At 67.1% G+C, this 22,497-nt stretch carries 13 protein-coding genes; 5 read left to right on the top strand and 8 right to left on the bottom strand.

Translation table 11 applies throughout. From position 1 onward, the window contains the following. Positions 1 to 16: 16 nt before the first annotated feature. From fliP to ACZ0BA_RS29400, 5 genes are all read left to right on the top strand, one after another. Positions 17 to 772, top strand: a complete 756-nt coding sequence (gene fliP / locus ACZ0BA_RS29420) for a flagellar type III secretion system pore protein FliP (RefSeq protein ID WP_463454854.1) — start codon at positions 17 to 19, stop codon at positions 770 to 772. 9 nt (positions 773 to 781) lie between these two features. Further along, entirely contained in the window at positions 782 to 1,051 is a 270-nt protein-coding gene (fliQ, locus tag ACZ0BA_RS29415; RefSeq protein WP_463454670.1) for a flagellar biosynthetic protein FliQ, read from the top strand. 47 nt (positions 1,052 to 1,098) lie between these two features. Further along, on the top strand, positions 1,099 to 1,941 hold the full coding sequence (fliR, locus tag ACZ0BA_RS29410; RefSeq protein ID WP_463454669.1) for a flagellar biosynthetic protein FliR: 843 nt from the start codon (positions 1,099 to 1,101) through the stop codon (positions 1,939 to 1,941). 85 nt (positions 1,942 to 2,026) lie between these two features. Further along, entirely contained in the window at positions 2,027 to 10,858 is an 8,832-nt protein-coding gene (locus ACZ0BA_RS29405; RefSeq protein WP_463454668.1) for a beta strand repeat-containing protein, read from the top strand. Between the two features lie 133 nt (positions 10,859 to 10,991). Further along, on the top strand, positions 10,992 to 13,076 hold the full coding sequence (locus ACZ0BA_RS29400) for a C1 family peptidase (protein ID WP_463454667.1): 2,085 nt from the start codon (positions 10,992 to 10,994) through the stop codon (positions 13,074 to 13,076). Positions 13,077 to 13,085: 9 nt separating this feature from the next. Here the strand turns inward: ACZ0BA_RS29400 and flgL are convergent, their stop codons facing one another. The 8 genes from flgL to ACZ0BA_RS29360 form a co-directional block, all read right to left on the bottom strand. Next, entirely contained in the window at positions 13,086 to 14,342 is a 1,257-nt protein-coding gene (flgL, locus tag ACZ0BA_RS29395) for a flagellar hook-associated protein FlgL (protein WP_463454666.1), read from the bottom strand. Positions 14,343 to 14,390: 48 nt separating this feature from the next. After that, positions 14,391 to 16,349 carry a flagellar hook-associated protein FlgK gene (flgK, locus tag ACZ0BA_RS29390; protein ID WP_463454665.1) on the bottom strand — a complete coding sequence of 653 codons (1,959 nt, stop codon included), beginning with the start codon at positions 16,347 to 16,349 and terminating at the stop codon, positions 14,391 to 14,393. Positions 16,350 to 16,425: 76 nt separating this feature from the next. Next, a complete protein-coding gene (gene flgJ / locus ACZ0BA_RS29385; RefSeq protein WP_463454664.1) occupies positions 16,426 to 17,430 on the bottom strand; it encodes a flagellar assembly peptidoglycan hydrolase FlgJ in 1,005 nt (334 codons plus the stop codon). A gap of 12 nt (positions 17,431 to 17,442) precedes the next feature. Next, positions 17,443 to 18,510 (bottom strand): flagellar basal body P-ring protein FlgI, encoded by a 1,068-nt coding sequence (locus ACZ0BA_RS29380; protein WP_463454853.1) that lies wholly within the window; start codon positions 18,508 to 18,510, stop codon positions 17,443 to 17,445. Between the two features lie 109 nt (positions 18,511 to 18,619). After that, positions 18,620 to 19,285: a flagellar basal body L-ring protein FlgH gene (locus ACZ0BA_RS29375; protein ID WP_463454663.1), complete on the bottom strand. Its 666-nt coding sequence runs from the start codon at positions 19,283 to 19,285 to the stop codon at positions 18,620 to 18,622. A 10-nt stretch (positions 19,286 to 19,295) separates the two neighbouring features. Next, positions 19,296 to 20,078 (bottom strand): flagellar basal-body rod protein FlgG, encoded by a 783-nt coding sequence (flgG, locus tag ACZ0BA_RS29370; RefSeq protein ID WP_090322427.1) that lies wholly within the window; start codon positions 20,076 to 20,078, stop codon positions 19,296 to 19,298. Positions 20,079 to 20,159: 81 nt separating this feature from the next. Beyond that, complete coding sequence (gene flgF / locus ACZ0BA_RS29365; protein ID WP_463454662.1) at positions 20,160 to 20,900, bottom strand: flagellar basal-body rod protein FlgF; 741 nt, start codon at positions 20,898 to 20,900, stop codon at positions 20,160 to 20,162. A gap of 29 nt (positions 20,901 to 20,929) precedes the next feature. After that, on the bottom strand, positions 20,930 to 22,489 hold the full coding sequence (locus ACZ0BA_RS29360; RefSeq protein ID WP_463454661.1) for a flagellar hook protein FlgE: 1,560 nt from the start codon (positions 22,487 to 22,489) through the stop codon (positions 20,930 to 20,932). Positions 22,490 to 22,497 lie beyond the last annotated feature (8 nt).

Here is a 22,497-nt window from a genome sequence, read left to right as displayed (position 1 = left end):
CAACAAGCCGGGCGCGATGTCGCGCGCGGGCGCCCTCAAATCGCTGCTGCTGATCGGCGCGCTGGCGCTGCCGCTGCTGGCGGCGGCGCAGTCGAACATCGGCATCCCGGCCCTGAACGCGACGCCGGCGCCGGGCGGCGGCACCAACTACACCCTGCCGCTGCAGACCATGCTGTTGATGACGGCGCTGTCGTTCATTCCGGCGGCGTTGTTGCTGATGACCTGTTTTACCCGCATCATCATCGTGCTGTCGCTGCTGCGCCAGGCGCTGGGCACGCAGTCGGCGCCGCCGAACCAGGTGATGGTCGGCCTGGCGCTGTTCCTGACCCTGTTCGTCATGGGACCGACCTTCGACAAGATCTACAACGAAGCCTACCTGCCGCTGCAGGAAAACAAGATCACTATGACCGACGCCATGGACAAGGGCGCCGCCCCGCTCAAGACCTTCATGATGAAACAGACGCGCCAGGCCGACCTGGCGCTGTTCGTCAAGCTGTCGCGCAGCCCGGCGCTGCAGGGGCCCGAGGACGTGCCGCTGCGCATCCTGGTGCCGGCGTTCGTCACCAGCGAACTGAAAACCGCGTTCCAGATCGGCTTTGCCATCTTCATCCCGTTCCTGATCATCGACATGGTGGTGGCGTCGGTGCTGATGTCGATGGGGATGATGATGATGTCGCCGGCGGTGATCTCGCTGCCGTTCAAGCTGATGCTGTTCGTGCTGGTCGACGGCTGGCAGTTGCTGCTCGGCTCGCTGGCACAGAGTTTCTACTAGGAGGCCGCGATGACACCCGAAAGCGTCATGACCCTGGGCCGCCACGCGATGGAGGTCACCCTGATGATCGCCGCGCCGATGTTGCTGGTGGCGCTGATCATCGGCCTGGTCGTCAGCATCTTCCAGGCCGCCACGCAGATCAACGAGGCCACGCTGTCGTTCATCCCCAAGCTGGTCGGCATCTTCGTGGCGCTGGTCGTGGCCGGCCCGTGGATGTTGTCGGTCATGCTCGACTATATGCGCGAAGTATTCGGCGGCATCCCCAATCTCGTTGGCTAAATGATATTAGTTCCGCAGAGAAATGTAACGGTCGGTAACAACCCCTCATGATTACCATCGCCAGTGCCGATATCAACATGTGGATCGCAGGATTGCTGTGGCCGCTCACGCGCATCCTCGGCCTGCTGGCGGCCTCCCCGCTGTTCGGCAACAAAGCGGTGCCCGCCAGCGTCAAGGTGATGCTGGGGGTGATGCTGGCGGCGATCGTGGCGCCGGCCGTGCCGGCGCTGCCGGCGACCGACCCGATGTCGCTGGCCGGGCTGCTGATCCTGGCGCAGGAGATGCTGATCGGGCTGGCGATGGGTTTCAGCATCCGCATCATCTTCGCCGCCGTGGAAATGGCGGGGGAAATCTCCAGCCTGACGATGGGCCTGGGCTTCGCGACGTTCTTCGACCCGAACACGCAGGGTCGTTCGTCGGCGATCAGCCAGTTCCTGGCGCTGGTGGCGACGCTGGGTTTCCTTTCCGTCAACGCCCATCTGGTGCTGCTGTCGGCGCTGGTGGAGAGTTTTTCGTCGTTGCCGGTGTCGGCCACGCCGATCTACAGCGGCGGCTTCAAGCAGCTGGCCGACTGGGGGGCGCGAATCTTCAGCACCGGTGTCCAGTTGTCGCTGCCGATCGTGGCGGCGTTGTTGATCACCAACGTCGCGCTCGGGATTTTGACGCGCGCGGCGCCGGCCCTGAATTTGTTTGGTATCGGTTTTCCGATCACATTAGGTGTGGGTTTGCTGGTGGTCGCCATGACACTGCCGTATCTGGCGACGCCAATACAGAACCTGTTTTTGGATGGCATTGAACGCGCGCGGCTGATGCCGCGGACATGGTCCCAGCGGCCCCCTCCTGTTGCCCCGGCAAGCTTGCCGAACCGACAACCGGGCCCGGCGCCATAGCGAGGTTCAATCGCCTTTCGGTTGTTTTTGATTTCCATGTGGCAATTTAGTGCGTATCATGGAAGTTCCCCGGGAGAAAGCTGCAATGACTTCGATTATCATAGGCTATACAACAGACACGATCGCCAGCCTGACCACGGCCCAGATCGCAAGCCTGACGACCGAAGACATGGCCGCCATCAGCTCCGACCAGTTCGGCGTGCTCAGCACGTCGCAGCTGCGCGCCATCGGCACCCGCCAATTGAGTTTCCTCAGCGCCGACGGCCTCGCCGGCCTGACCACCGACCACGTGCCGGCGCTGACGCAGCCCCAGGTGGCCGCGCTGACCACCTTGCAAATCGCCCTGCTGAGCACCGACCAGGTGGTCGCGCTGAGCACCCGCGAAATGACCGCCCTCACCAGCCGCCAGCTCAACGCCCTCAACGGCCTGCAAATCGCCGCGCTCGAGACCGACGACCTGCGCGCGCTGCAAACCAGCCAGATCGCCACGCTCGGCTCGGACCACGTGGCCGCGCTGACCACCGACCAGCTCAACGCGCTGGCCACGCGCCAGTTGGTGGCGCTGAGCACCGGCGCCATCCAGGCGCTGGGCGCCAGCCAGTTGATATCGCTGGCGACGGCCGCCATCGCGCGCCTGGCCAGCCAGCAGATCAACGCCTTGACGGCCGACCAACTGGCGGTGATTTCCACCGACCAGATCGCCGCGCTGAGCACCACCCAGGTCGACGCACTGGCAACGGCCTCGCTGGCCGTGCTCACCAGCGACCAGATCGCCGCCATTGAAACGCGCGACCTGATCTGGCTCAACGGCGCCCAGATCGCCGTGCTCAACGGCGATCAACTGGCCGGCCTCACCACCGACCAGATGCACGCGCTGCGCAGCAACGCCATCGCCGCCCTGACCGTCGACCAGTTGCCGGTGCTCACTACCGACCAGATCGTCGCGCTGGCCTCGCTGGCCACGCTGAACTCGGCGCAGATGGCCGCGCTCACCACCGCCCAACTGGCCTCGCTGACGACCAAGACCATCTCCGTGCTCGCCAGCGCCCAGCTGGCCGCGCTGCTGCCCGAGCAGGTGCAGGCGCTCACGACCGACCAGATCGCCGGCCTGACCACCGCCCAGGTGATGGCGCTGGCCACCGCCACCCTGACGCAGTTGACCACCGACCAGGTGGCCGCGCTGGAAACGCGCGACCTGGCACGCCTGACCAGCGGCCAGATCCGCGTGCTCAACAACGATCAACTGGCGGCGCTGACCACCGACCAGATGGCCGCGCTCAGCAGCGACAACCTGGCCGCGCTGCTGCCCGAGCAACTGGCCGTGCTCAGCACCGACCAGATCGCCGCGCTCAAGAGCCTGGCGCCGTTGGGTACCTTGCAGATGACCGCGCTCACCACCGACCAGATCGTGTCGCTGGAGACGCGCGACCTGGTCGACCTGACCAGCACGCAACTGGCGGCGCTGACCGCCGAACAGGCGCAGGCGCTGACAGCGGCCCAGATCGTCGACCTGACCGCCGCCCAGTACCGCGCGCTGAGCACGGCCATGCTCAACGCCCTGACCAGCACCCAGATCGGCCAGATCGAAACGCGCGACATCGCCGCGCTGCAATCGGCGCAGGCCGCGCGCCTGTCGACCGACCAGATCGTCGCGCTGCACTCGGACCAGTTCGGCGCGCTGGCCAGCGCCGCCGTCGCCGCCCTCAATACCGACCAGATCGGCGTGCTCACGAGCGACCAGGTCAACGCGCTGCCGACCCTGGCCATGCTGTCGAGCGCCCAGATCACCGGCGTGACCACCGGGCAACTGGCATCGCTGACCACCCGCAACCTGGCCTCGCTGTCGAGCGGCCAGCTGCGCGCGCTGTCGCTCGAGCAGGCGCAATCCCTGACCACCGACCAGATCGTCGCGCTGAGCGCGGCGCAGCTGCGCGGCCTCGGCTCGGCCACGCTGGCCGCGCTGTCGACCGACCAGGTCGCCGCCATCGAAACACGCGACATCGCCGGCCTCGACACGATTCAGATCGCCAACCTCACCAGCGACCAGATCGCCGCGCTGGGCACCGCCCAGGTGGCCGCGCTCGACACCGCCGGCACCGTCGCGCTGTCCAGCGACCAGATCGTGGTGCTCAGCACCGACCAGATCGACGCGCTGCGCTTCATCGCAGTGCTGAGCACGCTGCAGGTGCGCGCGCTCACCACCGCCCAGGTCGCTAGCATCACGACCCAGGACTTGAGCGCGCTGGCCACCCGCCAGCTCGGCGCCTTCGGCAACGACCAGGCCGCCGCGCTGACCACCGACCAGATCGTCGCGCTCGGCAGCGCGCAACTGGCGGCGCTGGGCACCGACGCCATCGCCGCGCTCACCACCGACGCCATCGCCGCGATCGAAACGCGCGACTTCCGCGCGCTGCGCACGGCGCAACTGGCGCACCTCAGTACCGCCCAGATCGTCGCGCTGACCACCGCCCAGCTGGCCGTGCTGGGCACGGCGGGCATCCGCGCGCTCGACGCCGACCAGTTGGCCGTGCTCAACAGCGACCAGATCGCCGCCCTCAGCGGACTGACACCGCTGACCTCGCGCCAGGTGGCGTCGCTGACGACCGACCAGATCGCCCAGATGGGCACGGCAGACTTCGCCTCGCTGCAAACGGCCCAGATCGCCGCGCTCAGCGTCGACCAGGCCACCGCCATCACCAGCGACCAGGTGCAGGCGATGACGACGGCGCAGTTGCGCGCGCTGGGCACCGACCGCATCGCCGCGCTCGGCACGGACCGCATCGCCGCGCTGCGCCTCGACGAAATCATGGCGCTGAGCACGCGCCAGGTCACAGCGCTCGGCAGCGACCAGCTCGACGCGTTGAGCAGCCGCCAGTTGCGGGCGCTGACGACTGCCGAGGTGGCCGCGCTGACGGCAACCCAGATCGCCAGCCTGGACGACGCCCAGCTCGACGCGCTGGCCACCTTGAGCGCGCTGACCTCCAAGCAACTGGGCGTGCTCAGCACCGACCAGCTGTCGCACCTGAACCAGGCCGACCTGGGCAGCCTGCGCTCGAACCAGATCGCCGCCCTCAACAGCGACCAGCTGATCGCGCTCACCACCGACCAGATCGCCGGCCTGGCCACCGCACAGGTGCGCGGCGTGTCGACCGCCAACATCGGTGTGCTGACGACCGACCAGATCGCCGCGCTGGGCTACACGGTGCTGGCCAGCCTGTCCACGCGCCAGGTGGCCGCGCTGTCGACCGACCAGGTGGCGGCGTTGACCACCAACCAGATCACCGTGCTGACGACCCAGGAGATCGCCGCGCTGACGGCCGATCAAAAAGCCGCCCTCACCACCAACCAGATCGGCGCGCTGTCGTCGCTGGCGAGCTTCTCGACGGCGGCCATCGCCGCGCTCACCACCAACCAGATCGCCTCGCTGTCGCTGGGCATTGTGGCCAGCCTGACCACGCGCCAGATCGCCGCCCTCACCACCGACCAGATCGGCGCGCTGAGCACCACCGCCGTGGTCGCGCTGAGCACCGCGCAGATCCGCGCGCTCGGCACGGCACAGATCGCCGCGCTGACCAGCGACCAGGTGCCGGCCATCGAACTGGCCGACGTGCAGGCGCTGTCGACGCGGCAGATCGCCGCGCTGACCACCGACCAGCTGGGCCGGCTGACCAACGCCCAGTTCGCCACTTTGAGCACGCAGCACATCGCCGCGCTGGCCACGCGCCAGATCGCCGCGCTCACGACCGACCAGGTGGCCAGCTTCGCCAACCTGGCGCCGTTGACCAGCGCCCAGATCGGCGCGCTCACCACCGACCAGATCGCCAGCCTGGCGCTCGACAAGATCACCACCCTGCGCACCAACCAGATCGCCGGCCTGACCAGCGTGCAGGTCGGCGCGCTGACCACCAACCAGATCGTCGCGCTGAGCACGGCGCAGGTGCGCAGCCTCAACGCCGCCACCTTGGCCGCGCTGTCGACCGACCAGGTGGCCGCAATCGAAGCGATCGACATCGCCGCGCTGGGCACCAACCAGATCACCCGGCTCAACAGCGACCAGCTGGCAGCGCTCACCGCCGGCCAGTTCGCCGCGCTGAGCACCCGCACCATGGCCAGCCTGGCCAGCGCGCAAGTGGCCGCGCTGTCGACCGCCCAGCTGGGCAGCCTGGCCTCGCTGGCGCCGCTGACCAGCACCCAGGTCCGCGCGTTGACCAGCACCCAGATCGACAGCCTGAGCCTGGGCCTGATCACCACGCTGAGCACGCGCCAGCTCAACGCGCTGGGCAGCGCCCAGCTGCAGGCCATCAACACCAGCCAGATCGTCGCGCTGGAGACGCGCCAGGTGCGCGGCCTGTCCACGGTCGCGCTGGCGGCCTTCACGACCGACCAGATCGCCGCGATCGAACTGGCCGACCTGGTCGTGCTCAGGACCGACCAGGTCGCCTCGCTGACGACCGACCAGGTCGCCTCGCTGACGCTGACGCAACTGGCCAGCCTGACCAGCCAGGAAATCGGCGCGCTGACGCCGCGCCAGATCGCCGCGCTGAGCAACGCCCAGTTCGCCGCGCTGGGCAGCCTGGCCAGCCTGAGCACGCGCCAGGTGGCCGGCCTGTCGAGCGACCAGATCCTCGCGCTGACGCCGGAGCAGTTTGCCGCGCTGCGCACTGCCCAGATCGCCGCGTTCAGCACCAGCCAGATCCAGTATTTCACCACCGACCAGATCCCGGCGCTGACCACCGCGCAAATACGGGCCCTGTCGAACGCGGTCATCGCCGCGCTCTCCACCGACCAGATCGCCGCGCTGGCCGGCGACGACCTCGCCGCGCTCAAGACCAGCCAGCTGGTGGTGCTGGGCAGCGACCAGCTGGCGGCGCTGTCGGCCGACCAGTACAACGCCCTCACCAGCGCCGAAATCGCCGCGCTGACGACCAGCCAGATCGGCTACCTGACGTCGAGCCAGCTGGCCGCGCTGTCGAGCCTGAAGCCGCTGACCAGCACGCAGATCGCCGCCCTCAACACCGACCAGCTCGGCGCGATGGCGGTCGACCGCTTCGCCACGCTGGGCACGAAACAGCTGGCCGCGCTGACCAAGAACCAGGCCGGCGGCCTGACCGCCGCCCAGCTGATCATCCTGTCGACCGGGCAGATCCGCGCGCTCGCCACCGCCCTGCTGTCGCGCCTGGACCCGACCTTGATCGCGCAGATCGAGGTCGAGGACCTGGCCGCGTTCACCACCGCGCAGCTGCGCTCGCTCACGACCGACCAGGTCGTCGCGCTGACGCTGGACCAGTTGCACGCGCTCAGCAGCGCCGACATCGCCGCCTTCTCGCAGACCCAGCTGGGGGCCATGACGCCCGAGCAGGCCGCCGCGCTGGGCAACCTGGCCGATTACACGACCGCGCAGATCGCCGCCATGTCGCTGGCGCGCATCGCCGCGCTGACCGCGTCCGACATCGAACTGCTCAATTCGCGCCAGATCGGCGCGCTGCAGACCGCGCAAATCGCCGTGTTCAGCGCCGACCAGATCATCGCGCTGAGCGCGGCGCAGGTAGGCGCGTTGAGCCTGCCGGCGCTGCGCGCGCTCACGCTCGAGCAGATCGCCGCCATCGAGGCGGCCGACATCCCCGGCATGAAGACGGCGCAGATCCAGGCGCTGTCGACCGATCAGTTGCTGGCGTTCACCGCCGACCAGATCGGCGCGCTGACCAGCCAGGAAGTGGCCAGCCTCAAAGTGAACCAAGTGAGCGTGCTCAGCGCAGATCAGCTGCACGCGCTGACCAACATCCGCGCGCTGACCACGGCCCAGGTGCGGGCGCTGACGGGCGACCAGCTGCAGGCGCTGCTGCCCGATCAGATCGCCAACCTGCGCACCGCGCAGATCGCCGCTCTGAGCAACGCGCAGGCGGCCTTGCTGACGACCGACCAGATCGTCGCGCTGACCACCGGCGAGCTGCTGGCGCTGAGCACGCGCGCGCTGGCGGCCCTGACCGCCGAGCAGATCGCCGCGATCGAGCTGGGCGACATCGCCGCGCTGCGCTCGACCCAGCTGATGTCGCTGACGACCGACCAGATCGTCGCCCTCACCCTCGACCAGATCGCCGCCATTTCCACCGGCGCGATCTCGGCGCTGACGGCCAACCAGGTGCGCGCGCTGAGCGCCGGCCAGATCACCGGCCTGAACGGGCAACAGGCGGCCGCGCTGTCGACCCGTTCGATCGCCACGCTCAGCCTCGACCAGTTCGCCGCGCTCGAGCCGGGCGACCTGGCCATGCTCAAGACGGCGCAGATCCGCGCGCTGACCTCGGCCGAGGTCAGCAGCATGACCAGCGACCAGTTGCTCGCGCTCACAGCGCCACAGGTGGCCGCGCTCAGTCCGGCCCAGCTGGGCTATCTGACGCCCGAGCAGTTCGCGCTGCTCGACGTCCTCGGCTCGTTCAGCACCGCGCAGGTGGCCGCGCTGAGCACCGACCGCATCCAGGCGCTCAGCGACACCCAGCTGGCCGGGCTGAGCACCCGCCAGGTCGGCGCGCTGACCAGCAAACAGGTGCAGGCGCTGACCACGCACCAGATCCAGGCGCTGTCGGCCGGTCAATGGCGCGCGCTCGCCACCACCGCGCTGCGCGGCCTGTCGGGCGAGCAGATCGCCGCGATGGAAATCGAGGACCTGGCCGGCCTCGGCGCCGGGCAGTTCTCGAGCTTGTCCACGCTACAAATTTCGCAGTTGGGCGTCGACCAGTTCGGCGCGCTGTCGACCGCCGAACTGGCGTCGCTGACGGCGGCCCAGATCAAGGCCGTGAGCAACGAGCAACTGGCCGGACTGGCGACGCTGTCGGCCTTCGGCAGCGCGCAGATCGGCGCGCTGGGCACGACCCAGCTGGTCGCGCTGGGCATGGACCAGCTCACCACATTGCGCACCGCCCAGGTGGCCGCGCTGACGTTGACGCAGGTGCGCGCCCTGACCACCGGACAACTGGTGGCGCTGAGCGGCGCCCAGGTGCGGGCCATCAACCTTGTCGCGCTTGCCGGCCTCAACAGCGAGCAGATCGCCAGCATCGAGGTCGACGACATCGCCGCGCTCACCAATGCGCAGGTCGAGGCGCTGACCCAGGCCCAGATGAAGGCGCTGACGTTGGCGCAAGTCGGCGGCCTGAACACGTCGCAGATCAAGGCCGTCACCGCCAGCGATATCGGCGCGCTCTCGAGCGCCCAGATCAACAGCCTGCGCACGCTGGCCGCGCTCAGCGCCGACCAGGTGGCGGCGCTGAGCACGCAGCAGGTCGGCGCGATCGATATCGAGCACTTCGGCACGCTGCTGTCGTCGCAGATCAACAAGCTGGGACTGAGCCAGGTGGCGCAGCTGAGCGTCGACCAGCTCGGAGCGCTGAGCTCGCGCCAGGTGCCGGGCCTGAATCTGGCGGCGCTCAGCACCCTGCAGGTGGGCGCGCTGAACGTGGCCTCGGTGGCCAGCTTCGGCTCGGCCCAGCTCAACGCGCTCAAGACCAACCAGTTGGGCGCGCTCACGGTCGAGCAGTTCGGCGCGCTGTCGACCCGTACGCTGTCCGGCCTCGACCAGGCCAAGATCCGCGGCCTCAGCACGGCCCAGTTGGCCTCGCTCGGTTCGCTCAACACCTTCACCGTGGGCCAGGTCCAGGGCTTTACGTCGGCCCAGATCGCCAGCATGGGAGCCGAAATGATCGGCAACATGCGCACCGCCCAGCTCAAGGCGCTGGGCGCGGCCCAGGCGTTGGGCCTGACGACCGCCCAGATCGCCACATTCGACGCGCCGCAGGTGGTCGCGCTCGAGGCGGTGGTGTTCAACGCGCTGAACTCGGACCAGATCCAGATGCTCGACGCCAACGATATCGTGGCGCTGCGCACGGCGCAGGTGGCCGCGCTGTCGGCCGCCACCATCACCAACCTCAGCGCGCAGCAGGTGGCCGCCTTCACCACGGCACAGGTGCGCTCGCTCAAGGCGGTGCAGATCGCCGCAATGACGTCCGACCAGGTCGCCGCGCTGACGGTGGCCGAACTGTCGACCTTCACGATGGCGCAGGCCGGCGCGTTCACCGCCGACCAGTTGTCCGCGCTGAGCGACGAGCAGCGCGCGGCGCTGTTGACCAGTCCGCTGATCCTGGACCTCGACGGCAACGGTATCCGCACCTTGGGCCTGGAGGCCGGCGTGCGCTTCGACCTGCACGCCGACGGCAGCCAGGTCGCCACCGGCTGGGTCGGCCAGGGCGACGGCCTGCTCGCGCTGGACCGCAACCATGACGGCACCATCAACGACGGCGGCGAACTGTTCGGCACATCGACCGCCACCGCCGCCGGCGGCAAGGCGCGCGACGGTTTCGCCGCGCTGGCCGCGCTCGACACCAACGGCGACGGCGTCGTCGACGCAAAGGACGCGCAATTCGGCGAGCTGCGCGTGTGGGTCGACGCCAACGCGGACGGCATCAGCCAGGGCGCCGAGCTGCGCACGCTGGACGCGCTGGGCATCGCCAGCATGAACGTCGGCGCCGTCAAGGCGAGCGAGCTCGACAACGGAAACTGGATCGGGCTGCGCTCGAGCTACACCAGCACCGACGGCGGCGTGCACCAAGTGGCCGATGTCTGGTTCCGGGCCGAACACGCGACCGTCAGCACCCGGGTCAGCGCGCTGGCGCAGGCGCTGGGCGGTTACGCCCAGGCCTCAGCCGACTCTGCCGCCGGCCGCTTGACGATGCCGGGCGCCGGCGCAGGCGCTGGTGCGGAGGCGGCCGCAACGGCGGCGGCCGCAGGCACGCTCGGCGACAGCGTCGCCGCGCTGGGCGATCAGTTGCGGCAATATCACGCCGGCACCGCCCTGAGCAGTGGCGCGACGGCGCACGCCGACGAGTGGTTCCGCAAGCCGGCGCCGGCCGGCATCCTGGCCGCCAGATAAACGGCCGGGCGTCCCCAAAAGCGGCGAGCTGCATGCTTGCCGCTTTTTTTTGCCCGATTCATTTGCATTTTGTAATGTACACAATGTCAATTCCTTCGTAGACTAGCGTGGAGACCTCCATCCGTCGACCAGCATGCCCACGCGAAAAATCAAGATCGGCGCCAAAACCGTCCAGCTCGATGCGCGGCCGGACCGGCTCGACCCGCGCGACCGTCCGTACGCGCCGCCGATCGTCGCGCTGCCGCCGCGCTGGCCCGACGACGCCGCGCTGCGCAAGCTGCTGCCCCCTTATATCCGGCAAGGCCTGGTGCCGGACCAGAAAAAGGACGGCGCGTGCACCGGCCACGGGCTGGCCGCCACCATCAATTTCATGTTGTGGTCGCGGGCGAAAAACAAAAAAGATTTCACCGGCGTCAGTCCCTATATGTTGTACGACCTGGCGCGTTTCTACGACGAATGGCCGGGCGAGCATTACGACGGGTCGAGCTGCCGTGGCGCCATGAAGGGTTGGAGCAAGCACGGCTGCTGCGCGGCCGCGCTGTGGACCCGCAGCGTGCATGCGGCCGGCGGCAGGGCCTACCGCCCCGACTCGTCGTGGGCGCGGGACGCGCTGGCGCGTCCGCTGGGCACCTATTACCGCGTCGACAGCGCCTCGGTGTCCGACATGCAGGCCGCCATCCATGAGATCGGCGCCATCTACGTGTCGGCCGCCTTGCACGACGGCTGGGCGCTCGAGTCCGTCCCGCACAGCCGGCTCGCCAGCGGCCACGACGGCTTGCCGGCCATCGGCTGGACCGACGGCGCCATGGCGGCCGGCGGCCACGCGTTCGCGCTGGTCGGCTACAACGAGCGCGGCTTCGTGGTGCACAACTGCTGGGGCGCGGACTGGGGCGCCGGCGGCTTTGCCGTGCTGGGCTATGCGGACTGGCTTGCCAACGGCATCGACGCCTGGGTCGCCGCGCTCGGTGTGCCGCAGCTGACGCAGGCGGCCGCGCCGTCGCGCGTGCGGCGCATCGGCCACTCGCTGGTCTCGGGGGAAGCCGCGCTGCACATCGGCCCGCACGCCGCGCCGGCCACGGCGGCGGCCCATCCATGGAGCACCGAGGCCGCCTACGAGCATGCCGTGGTGGCCGGCAACAACGGCGCGGTGCGCATCGGCCGTCCCGACATCGGCCGCGCGGCCGATCTGGTCGAACAGGTGGTGCTGGAAAATATCGGCCGCTGGCTGCGCGACGAGGGCGCGGCCAGCGGCAAGGTCGTCATCTACGCCCACGGCGGCCTCAATGCGGAGGAAGAGTCGATCCGGCGCATCCGCGTCATGGGCCCCTACTTCAAGGCCAACGGCGTCTATCCGCTGTTCTACACCTGGCGCACCGGCATCCTCGACACCGTGGCCAGCGCGCTGGACGACGCCTTCGGGTTCGCGCCCGGCCAGGCCCTGGTCGGCGGCCTGATCGACGAGGCCAGGGACAAGCTGCTGGAGGCGGCCGCCCACAACATCAGATGGGCGTGGAACGAGATCAAGGCCAACGCCGCCCAGGCCGCGCTGGCCGGCGGCGCGCTGCACCTGCTGGCCGCCGCGCTGGTTCGGCTGCGCGCCGCGCATCCCGGGCTGGAGCTGCATCTGGCGGGCCATTCGGCCGGCGCCTTCGTCCATGGCCACTTGCTGGACCTGTGCCAGGCCGCCGGCCTGCCGGTCGCGTCGGTGACGCTGTACGCGCCGGCCTGCTCGCTCGACTTCGCGGCGCGCCACTACCAGGCCAGGGTGGCCGACCAGTTCCTCGCCGCCGACCGCTTCTGGCTGCACCTGCTGTCGGACGTGAGCGAGCGCGCCGACAAGGTCGGGCCGTATGGCAAGTCCTTGTTATATCTGGTGAGCCGGGGCTTTGAAAATGTACGCAAGACGCCGCTGGCGGGCCTGCAGCGCTTGCTGTACCCGGGCGCCCGCCAGCGCGACGACGATCTGTGGACGCCGGCCGACTGGCCGCAAGTCAACGCGTGGCGCGCGTGGGTGGCGGCGCTGCCCCGGCAAGCAGACGGCGCGGCCGCGTGCGAGGTTACGAGCGACCGCATCAGGGTGTCGACGACGCGCACCGAGCAGGCCAGCCACGGCGGCTTCGACAACGATATCCGCGTGCTCGGCCGCACCATCAACCGGGTGCTGGGCCGCTCGCCGGCCGCGCCGCTGGCGGTGCCGGTCGAGGACCTGGGATATTGAATCGACCGCTCAGCTGATGTAGTTGAACAGCGACAGGCCGGACATGGTCTTGAACGATTTCTGCGCCGCGTCCAGATTGGTCTGCTGCTGCGTGAACAACGAGATCGCCTTGACCACGTCGACGTCCTGCAGCCCCGACAAGGTGGTCGCGTATTGCAGGTTCAAGTCGTCGCCCGAGCTGTCCAGATAGTCGAGTTCCTTGAGCCGCGAACCGACCGCCGACTCGATCGACAGCATATTGTCGTAGGCGTTGTCGACGTTCAGGTGCGCCTGGTTGAGTTTGTTGCTCAGGCTGGCCTGGCCGGCCGAACCGTCGCCGGGCGCGCGCAACGCGCTGATGATGTCGGTGATGGTCGTAAACACCGATTGCTTGGTGCTGGGCTCGACATTGAAGCTGTCGAGATCGGCCGGGTCGCCCTTGATATCGAATTGCAGGCCGTCAAAGGTGATGTTCTGGCCGCTGACATAGGGCTGCGGCACGGCCGGCACCGGCGTGGCGGGCACCGGCTGGTTCAGGGTCAGGTCGGTGACCGTGTAGGTGGTGACCTTGGGCACGCCGGGCGTGGCCGGCACCACCTGGAAGTCGATCTGGTAGCGGTTGCCGGTCAACTGGGTGGCGTCCTTGACCGAGCCGCCACTGATGATGCCGCTGCCGCCACGGTCGAAATTACTGGCCGCCGCGCCGGTGACGAAGGTGCCGTTGCCGGTGGCGTTGTTCTCGTACACCGATGCGCCCGAATCGCTGATCGGCAAAGTGCGCGTCGAGCCCACCTGCAGCGAGCGCTGGCCCTGGTCGCCCTGGTAGGCGGCGCCGGTGGCCGTTTGCGTGAACGGCAAGGTGGTCGATTTATAGCCGGAGAACACGAAACCGCCGACCCCGTCCGAACTGTTGGCCTGGCCCAGCAGATCCTGCAGCCGGCCCTCGAGTTCGACCGCCAGCGATTCGCGGTCTTTTTGCGCCATGCTCCCGTTGCCGGCGTTGACCAGCAGGCTTTTGATGTCCTGCATGATCGTGCCCGAGCTGTGCAGCGCCACCGTCTCCAGCGACAGCATGCTCTTGGCGTTGGCGCGGTTGGTCACCAGTTGCGTATTGATGCCCTGCGACTGGGTCACTTCCAGCGCCCGCGCGGTGGCGATCGGATCGTCGGCGGCGGTCAGGTTCTTGCGCCCGGTCGACAACTGCGACTGGGTGCGCGCGAGCGCCGACTGCAGCGAGCTGATCTGCCCGACGCCGACGTCGTAGATGGTCTTGGAACTGATGCGCATGGTCATGATGCTACCCCGTTAATATTACTCATCCGTGATGTACCCGGCTTAATTGCCCAAACTGAGCAATGTGTCGAACAACTGGCTGGCCACCTGCATCACCTTGCCGGCCGCCTGGTAGGCCTGCTGGTAGCGTAACAGATTGGCCGCTTCCTCATCCAGATTCACGCCCGACACGCTTTGCTGGGCGTTGGTGGCCTGGGCCACGGCGGCGTCGGCGGCGGCGCCGCCGATCTGCGACTCGCGCGCCTTGTTGCCGACATAGTTGACCATCTGCGCGTAAGTGGTCTGGAAGTTGGCGTTGCCGTTATCCATGGTGTTCTTGGTCTGCAGCGCCGCCAGCAAGGCGCCGTTGCGGCTGTCGCCCACGCCGCTGGTGTTGGGGCCGACCGTGAACTTGTCCAGGTTGGCCGGCGTGCCGCTGATCGCCAGGCTGATCCCGCCAAAGCTGATCGACGCGCCGTCGGTGTACGGAATGCTTGGCGTACCGGCCGGATACACGGTGGCCACGCCATTGACCTTCACCGTCACGTCCTGCCCGGCCGGGAAGCCCGACAGCGAACCGGTGGCCTTGTCGAAGGTCAGGGTCACCGGTGCCGTCAGCGCGTTGCCCGGCGTCAGGTAGTTGGCGTCGACGGTGCCGTCCGTGATTTTGGCGTTGCCGGCGTTGGTGGTCGGCGCGGCGGTGCTGATCGGCGCAGCCAGCGCGATCTTGGTGCGGTCGGAGATGAGGACGGTGAAATCCTTGGCCGCGTTGTAGGTCGGGCGCACCAGGAAGTTGTCGTTGGCGGCCGGCGTGCCGGTGATCGTATAGGCGACGCCGTCGATCACTTGCGGCTCGGTCTGCGGGAACGGATTGATCTGCGTGACCTGGCCGTCGCTGAGGCGCTTGACGCTGAAATTGGTGCCGTCGAAGTCGACGCTGTAGTCGCTTGCCGTCAAGGCGCTGGCGTCCTTCACCACGGCGGTCACGTCGGCGGTGCTGGTCGACAGGTTGTGCGTATTGGTGCCGACATAGGCGTTGATCGGGCCGAAGAAGGCAGTGCCGAGCGCACCGTTCTGGTCCTGGCCCAGCTCGTGCTGGGCGTTGAAGGTGACGGCAATGGCGGCAGCGACCTGGCCCAGCGAATTTTGCGCGCGGTCCATGGCGCCGTTGCGGAACTCCAGCAGGCCGCCCAATTGGCCGCCGGTCAGCACGCGGTCCGGCAGCGGGCTGAAGCCGCCGTTATCGGACAGATAACCGACTGTGACGCGCGAGACATCGGTCGGCGAGGTCGAGGTGCCCAGGGTGAAGGCCTTGTTGCCCACCACCAGCGGCTGGCCGGTGCCCATCTGCACCGTCAGCGTATTGTTGTCGCCCGGTATGACGCTGGTCTTGACCAGCTTGTTCAGTTCCGTCAGCAGCGCGTCGCGGTGGTCCAGCAGATCGTTGGGCGCCTTGCCGTCGGTGCTCAGCCCCGCGATGGTGTTGTTGAGTTCGGCAATCTGGCGGGCGAAAGAATTGATCTCGCCGACGTTGGAGACGATCTGGCCGTTCACGCCCGAGGCGATCTCCGACAAGCGCGCGCTCATGCCCTGGAAGCGCGCCGCCAGCGACTCGGCGCTCGACAGCATGGCCTGGCGCGACGCCGCCGACGCGGGATTGGAGGTGGCGTCCTGGACACCGTTGAAAAAGTCCTGCATCGCCGGCGACAACCCGGCGGTCGGATCGGCCAGCAGGTTGTCGATCTGGCTGATCTGCTTGTTGTAGACGTCCAGCGAAGCCTGGTTCGACTCGGCATTGCGCAGCTGGGTGGCGAGGAAATTGTCGTAGTACCGGCGCACGGCAGCCACTTCGGTGCCGGTGCCGACAAATCCGAAGCCCTTGTCCTGGGTTGGCGTATCGACCTGGATCGCCACCTGACGGCTGTAACCCGTCACGCCAGCGTTGGTGATGTTATTGCCGGTGGTCGCCAACCCCACCTGCGCTGCCAACAGACCGCTTTTGCCGATGCTGAGAAGACTCATGATGTTTCACTCTATGTTGTTATTGTTAACGGCGGCGCGGCCGGAAACTTGAATCGCGCCCCGGCGCGCCGGTCCGTCAACCCGCCAGCGAACGCTTGATGATGCTGGTCAATTTGGCAGCGTACTGCGGGTCGGTGGCGTAGCCGGCCTTCTGCAGGCCCTGGGCGAAGCTGCTGGCGTCGCCGGCGCTGGCCAGCACTTTTTCATAACGTGGGTTGCTGGCCAATAACTTCGCGTAATCCTTGAAGCTGTCGGCGTAGCTGTCGTAGGCGCGGAACTTCTCGACCCGGGTCTGGGCCTTGCCGTTGACGTACTCGGTGGTGGTGGCGTCGACCGTCTTGCCCTTCCAGTCGCCGCCGGCCTTGATGCCGAACAGGTTGTTGCTGTTGGTGCCGTCGCGGCCCTTGATCTCGCGCTTGCCCCAGCCGCTCTCGAGCGCCGCCTGACCCAGCATGAACTTGGCCGGAATGCCGGTGGCCAGGCTGGCCTCCTCGGCGTGGGACGACAGTTTTTCCTGGAAGCTGCGCACGTGCGGCGCCTGCGAGCCGCGGTTGCCGATCACCGTGGCAGGCACGGCACTATTGTCGTCGACCGAGCCCGCCGATTTTGGCGCAGCGGCCGTGCCGGCGCCGCCGGCCGCCGCGATGGCTTTTTGCAGCTTGGCGTCCATCAGGCTGGCCACGCCGCTGAAGCTGCCCGCGTTGGCGCCGCTGGCGCCGTCCGCCGCGCCGCCGGCCGCCAGCGCCTGGGCTTGCGCGTCGGCGGTCTTGGTCAGCTGACGGATCAGCACGTCGGACAGGCCGATGCCCTTCTTGGCGATGTTCTGGCTGGTCTGCTGGTCGAGCATGGTGGTGAACATCTTGGTCTGCTCGCTGTTCATCATGCCGTCCTGCGGCGAGGCGTCGCGCATGCTCTTCATCATCATGTTGACGAACATCGCCTCGAACTGGGTCGATGCGGTTTTGAGCGCCTCCGGGCTGCCGGCCTTGGCCGACTGGCGCAGGCTGCCCATGTCCTTGACGTCAAGCGCGAACTTGTTGCCGAGATTACTGCCGAGATCGTTGGTTTTGGGACTGGTCATGGCGATCTCCGCTTAGATGATTTCGAGCTCGGCGCGCAACGAGCCGGCGGCCTTCATGGCCTGCAGAATGGACAGCAGGTCCTGCGGCGTGGCGCCGATGGCGTTGAGCGCCTTGACCACCTCGGCCAGCGAGGCGCCGCCCTTGACCATCATGACCTTGCCGCTATCCTTCTTGATATCGACGGTCTGGTTGGGCGTGACCACGGTGCGCCCGCCGGCCAGCGCGTTGGGCTGGCTGACCTGCGGATCGGCTGTCACCGAGACTGACATATTCCCGTGGGAAATGGCGCACGTCTCAAGCGTCACCGCGCGGTTCATCACCACCGAACCGGTGCGGGCGTTCATGATGACTTTGGCGGGCTGCTCGGCCGGATTGACTTGCATGTCCTGCAGGGTGCCGATGAAGGTCACGCGCTGGTCGCTGCCGCTGGGCGACTGCACGCGGATCACGCGGCTGTCGAGCGCATACGCGATGCCGGCGCCGTATTTTTCGTTGATGGCCTCGACCACGCGGCTGGCCGTGGCGAAGTCGGCGGTATTGAGTTCCAGCTTGATCTGGTTGCCCTCGCCCAGGTTGGAGGCGACGGCGCGCTCGACCGTTGCGCCGGCGGAAATCTTGCCCACACTAAGGTGGTTGACGGTCAGTGAGCTGCCGCCGGCGCCACCGGCGGCGACGCCAACGCCACCGACCAGCACGTTACCCTGCGCCATGCCGTAGACCTGGCCGTCGGCGCCCTTGAGCGGCGTCATCAGCAAAGTGCCGCCGCGCAGGCTCTTGGCGTTACCCATCGACGACACGGTGATGTCCAAGGTCTGACCCGGCTGGGCGAACGGCGGCAGGGAGGCGGTGACCATGACGGCGGCGACGTTCTTCAATTGCAGCTGGGTACCCTGCGGCAGGTTCACGCCCAGTTGCTGCAGCATCGACACCACGCTTTGCACCGTGAACGGGGTTTGCGTGGTCTGGTCGCCACTGCCGTCGAGGCCGACGACGATGCCGTAGCCGATCAGCTGGTTCTGGCGCACGCCGGCGATGCTGGCCAGGTCGCGCAGGCGCTCGGCGTGGGCGGTCTGCACCATCGACGCCAGCAGAACGAACGCGAGCACGATCGACACCAGCTTGGCGAACTTGACCAGGCGCGGGGCGTGGATCAGGGCGGAAGTCTTCAAGGGGGTGTTCATCTCAGCCTCAGAACGGCAGCAGGCTTTGGAAGAAGCGCGAGGCCATCGAGGCCATTTCCGCGCGGTCGACCTGGCTGCTGGTGCGGTATTCGACCTTGGCGTCGGCGACGGCGGTCGAGGCCACGGTGTTGCCGGTGGCGATATTGTCGGGATTGATCATGCCGGAGAAGCGGATGAATTCGACGCCCTTGTTCATCGCCACTTGCTTTTCGCCAGCCACGATCAGGTTGCCGTTCGACAGCACCTCGACCACGGTCACGCCCATGGTGCCGGTGAAGGCGTTGCTGGCGGTCTGGTTGTCGCCGTCGGAATACTTGCTTTCGTTGGTCACCGCCAGCGGGTTGCCGAAGGTCGACTGCAGCGGCTTGGGCAGCGCCACGCTGACATTGCCGGACTTGTTGCCCGAGCTGGTGCCGGCCTTGTTGGCGGTGGTGCGTTCGGTGATGACCAGGGTCAGCACGTCGCCCACCTGGCGCGCGCGGCGGTCCTCGAAGATCGGGCGGAAGGCCGAGCCCTGGTAGATGGCGCCGTTGTTCGGCTTGGCGGCCAGTTGTTCGGCGTTGAGCGGGCGGGCCGACATCGGCGTGTTGACGATCGACGTCGGCGTGCTCATGCAGCCGCTTAACGTGGAGGCGACGGCGGCAGCGAAGATGATGGCGATGACGTGTTTCATGGTACTCCCCCTACAGCTGCGCCAGCTTGGCGAGCATCTGGTCGGACGTGGTGATGGCCTTGGAATTGATCTCATAGGCGCGCTGGTTCTGGATCATGTTGACCATCTCCTCGACCACGTTGACGTTGGACGTCTCGACAAAGCCCTGCAGGATCACGCCGGTGCCGTTGGTGCCCGGGGTGTTGGTCTGCGGATTGCCCGAGGCGCCGGTTTCGACGTACAGATTCTCGCCCTTCGACTCCAACCCGGTCGGGTTGATGAAGGTCGACAACTGGATGCTACCGATCTGCTGCGGCGCCACCTGGCCCGGCAGCGTCACCGAGACGGTGCCGTCGCGGCCGACGGTGATGCTTTGCGCGGTGATCGGGATGGTGATGGCCGGCTGCAGCACGAAGCCGCTGGAGGTGACCATCTGGCCGTTGTTGTCGCGCTGGAAGGAGCCGTCGCGGGTGTAGGCGGTGGTGCCGTCGGGCAGCAGCACGTTGAAGAAGCCGTTGCCGTTGACCATCAGGTCCTTGTCGTTGCCGGTCGACTGTGGATTGCCCTGGGTGTGGACGCGCTCGATCGCGACCGGACGCACACCGGTACCGAGCTGCATGCCGGACGGCAGGTTGGTCTGTTGCGACGATTGGCCGCCGGGCTGGCGGATGTTCTGGTACAGCAGGTCTTCAAAGACGGCGCGCGACTTCTTGAACCCGTTGGTGCTGACGTTGGCCAGATTGTTGGATGTGACGTCGAGCGCGGTCTGCTGCGCTTCCATGCCCGTCTTGGCGATCCAAAGTGAACGTATCATTTTCCTTCTCCCGTAGCATGGATGGGAGCGGCCAGAAGCGACAGCTACTCATCCCACACCACCATTATGCGGGAGAGGCGATCAACCCAAAGCGAGGATCTGGGTGGCTTTTGCTGCGTTATTCTCGGCGTTCTTCAGCAGGCTCATTTGCATCTCGAACTGCCTTGCCAAGCTGATCATATTGACCATGGAATCGACCGGATTGACGTTGCTGCCCTCGACCGCGCCGTCGACCACCCGCACCAGCGGATCGTTCTGCGCCGGCGTGCCGTCCTTCTGGCGGAACAGGCCGTCGTTGCCGCGCACCAGGCCCTTGGGGTCCGGATTGACCAGCTTGATGCGCCCGAGCGTGTTGGACGGCCCAGGCTGGTAATCGGTCGAGACGGTGCTGACGGTGCCGTCGCCGGCGATCATCACCGTCACGTCCGGCGGAATGGCGATCGGGCCGCCGTCGCCGATCAGCGTTTGGCCGCTGGTCGTTTGCAGCAGGCCGTTTTCGCTGACCTTCAGGCTGCCATTGCGGGTGTAGGCCTCGGAGCCGTCCGGCGACTGCACGGCGATCCAGCCCTGGTCGCGGATGGCGATGTCAAGCGGACGGCCGGTGGTCTGGATCGGCCCGGCGCGCATGTCGGCGCCGACCGTCGAATCGACCACGAAGGCACGCGTTTGCAAGCCCTCCGACACCACCGGCACGGCGCGGAAGCTGTCGAGCTGCGCCCGAAAGCCGGTGGTGTTGACGTTGGCCAGGTTGTTGGACGTGGTGGCTTGTTGCTCCAGCACGTGCCGCGCCCCGGTCATCGCGGTATAGATCAGACGGTCCATGGCTTGTTCCCTTTATTGCATCTTCAACATTAACGCAGATTGACCAAGGTCTGCATGATGCCGTCCTGGGTCTTGATGGTCTGCGCGTTGGCCTGATAGACGCGTTGCGCGGTGATCATGTTGACCAGTTCGGCCGTCAGGTCGACGTTCGACGTTTCCACCGAACTGGCGCGCAGCGAACCCATCGAACCGGCGTTGGGCACGCCCACTTGTGGAGGACCTGAGTTCGAGCTTTCCGCCCAGGCGTTGTTGCCCAGCGGGGTCAGGCCGTCGACGCTGGCGAAGTTGGCCATGGCGATCTGGCCCATGGCGCGCGACTTGCCGTTGCTGTACTGGCCCAGGATCACGCCGTTCTCGTCGATCGCGTAACGCTGCCAGGAACCGGCCGAGTAGCCGTCCTGGGTCGAGCCGAGGTCGTTGGTCACGCTGCCGTATTGGGTGGTCTTGTCGAACGTAGTGCTCACCACCATCGGCTGCTGTGCGCCGGTGTCCGGGAAGATCGGCAGGCTGATCGAGAATGGCAGGGTTTGCGGCGTCGGCTGCAGCGCGGCCATCGCGCCAGGGCTGAGCGCACCATTGCGATCGAAGATCAAGGTGCCTGCTTTAACGGCTGGAACGGTGATGGCGGCCGCCAGCTTGGCGGCGATGTCGTCCGGCGATTTGTCAAGAATCGAACCGGGGGTGCCCACGTCAAGCGCAGCGAAGGCGGCGTCCAGCGCGGCCAGTTGCTCCGGAGAAGCGGCGGCAGGCGGCGTCGTGGCGGCGGCCGTCATAACCTGATAAGCGACCGACGCGTAGTTATAGGCGGCCGCGCTTACTGCGGCTGGATCCGCCGGCGCGAGGCGCACTGCGTCATTGTAGGCGGTGCGGGCGTCAGCGACGCCTTGGTCGCCGTTGATGGCGGCGGCGACACCGGCCGAGACGACTTCCTTGTTATCGGCGGAAGCGTACACATCCCAAGTGTTGGCGTCGGTCTTGACATAGTACGTGGTCATGATGTGTGACGTTCCCAGGCTGTCATACACATTGAGCACGGTCTGCTTGTTGTAGCTGTCCGGGTCGTTCGCATTGAACGGGATCGTTTTCGGCACTTTTTCAGCCGAACTCAGGTTCATCTGGAAGTTGGCCTTGGTGGTCTGCACCGGGGTCAGGTCGGACTTGTCCAGCGTCAACGGCACCGGAGCGCCGAGCTGGATCACGCCGGCCGTGTTCGACAGGTAGCCCGTCAGCTGCGCGCCCTGGGCGTTGACCAGCGTATGGGTATTATCTTCATGGAACTGGCCGTTGCGCGAGTACTGCACCGCGCCGTTGACCACCAGGCGGAAGAAGCCGCCGCCGTTGATCGATACATCCAGCGGGTTGTTGCTGGTTTCGATATTACCCTGCGTGAATTGCTGGGCAATTTTGGAGGTCGTCACACCGATACCCGGGTTGTTGCCGGAGACGCCGTTGAGCGAGTTGGCGTACAGGTCCGCAAACTGGGCTTGCGAACCCTTGAACCCGACCGTGCTGGCATTGGCGATGTTGTTGCCGATGACGTCCAGCGATTTGGATGCGGCGTTCAGGCCGCTCAGTCCTTGTTGGAACATGGTATTCC

Source organism: Duganella sp. AC917 (assembly GCF_979258245.1).
Note: the sequence above shows the minus strand (reverse complement) of the source record. Positions and strands in the feature narration are given on the sequence as shown.

Bases quoted from the DNA above. Each gene is read 5' to 3' on its own strand.
- flgJ (WP_463454664.1), bottom strand. From the start codon at position 17,430: ATGACCAGTCCCAAAACCAACGATCTCGGCAGTAATCTCGGCAACAAG.
- ACZ0BA_RS29360 (WP_463454661.1), bottom strand. From the start codon at position 22,489: ATGTTCCAACAAGGACTGAGCGGCCTGAACGCCGCATCCAAATCGCTG.
- fliR (WP_463454669.1), top strand. From the start codon at position 1,099: ATGATTACCATCGCCAGTGCCGATATCAACATGTGGATCGCAGGATTG.
- flgG (WP_090322427.1), bottom strand. From the start codon at position 20,078: ATGATACGTTCACTTTGGATCGCCAAGACGGGCATGGAAGCGCAGCAG.
- fliQ (WP_463454670.1), top strand. From the start codon at position 782: ATGACACCCGAAAGCGTCATGACCCTGGGCCGCCACGCGATGGAGGTC.
- ACZ0BA_RS29375 (WP_463454663.1), bottom strand. From the start codon at position 19,285: ATGAAACACGTCATCGCCATCATCTTCGCTGCCGCCGTCGCCTCCACG.
- flgK (WP_463454665.1), bottom strand. From the start codon at position 16,349: ATGAGTCTTCTCAGCATCGGCAAAAGCGGTCTGTTGGCAGCGCAGGTG.
- ACZ0BA_RS29405 (WP_463454668.1), top strand. From the start codon at position 2,027: ATGACTTCGATTATCATAGGCTATACAACAGACACGATCGCCAGCCTG.
- flgL (WP_463454666.1), bottom strand. From the start codon at position 14,342: ATGCGCATCAGTTCCAAGACCATCTACGACGTCGGCGTCGGGCAGATC.
- flgF (WP_463454662.1), bottom strand. From the start codon at position 20,900: ATGGACCGTCTGATCTATACCGCGATGACCGGGGCGCGGCACGTGCTG.
- ACZ0BA_RS29380 (WP_463454853.1), bottom strand. From the start codon at position 18,510: ATGGTGCAGACCGCCCACGCCGAGCGCCTGCGCGACCTGGCCAGCATC.
- ACZ0BA_RS29400 (WP_463454667.1), top strand. From the start codon at position 10,992: ATGCCCACGCGAAAAATCAAGATCGGCGCCAAAACCGTCCAGCTCGAT.
- fliP (WP_463454854.1), top strand. From the start codon at position 17: ATGTCGCGCGCGGGCGCCCTCAAATCGCTGCTGCTGATCGGCGCGCTG.